The sequence below is a fragment of the Mesorhizobium sp. M4A.F.Ca.ET.020.02.1.1 genome (genome assembly GCF_004022645.1).
In the GTDB taxonomy this organism is placed as follows: Bacteria; Pseudomonadota; Alphaproteobacteria; order Rhizobiales; family Rhizobiaceae; genus Mesorhizobium.
Window position 1 is genome coordinate 1 of the sequence record NZ_RZOI01001361.1, and the last position, 538, is coordinate 538.

The window sequence follows — 538 nt, forward strand, 5'->3', positions numbered from 1 at the left end:
GCCTGGGCGATGGCGCGGCCGGGCATCGCGGCGCCGATCGCCAGCGCCACGACGCTCGCCCAGATGGACGGCCTGGTGCGGGCGGCATCGCTGATGCTCGATGCCGACGACATCGCGGCGCTGGACCGGGCCAGCGCCTAGCGCCGCAGGGCCGGCGGTGTTTCGCCCGCTGTTGCACGATCGTTCAAGACGGGGATGCCGCTTGCGCATAGCGTTCCCGCATCGCGACAGGATGCGGGAAAGGCGTATGGCTGGGTTCTTGTCCCTCACGCAGCCATGGCAGCAGGTGCTGGCGCTGGTGTTTGCCGCCACCGTGGTGATGGGCAGTCCGGGGCCGGCGACCATCAGCGTCACCGCCATCGGCGCCGCCTTCGGCCTGCGCCATTCGCTGCGCTATACGTCGGGCATCATCCTCGGCACCACGATGGTGCTTCTGGTGGTGGCGTCCGGCGTGATGGCGATCTTTGCCTCGCTGCCGGGCATGGCGCCGGTGCTGGCGATCGCATCCGCCGCCTACATCCTCTATCTGGCCTACAGG

At 69.5% G+C, this 538-nt stretch carries 2 pseudogenes; both read left to right on the forward strand.

Annotated elements, in window-relative coordinates:
* Positions 1-141 (forward strand): annotated as a pseudogene (locus tag EN742_RS39910) (aldo/keto reductase); the annotation flags it as partial.
* Positions 142-247: 106 nt separating this feature from the next.
* A pseudogene (locus EN742_RS37145) lies at positions 248-538 on the forward strand (LysE family translocator); the annotation flags it as partial.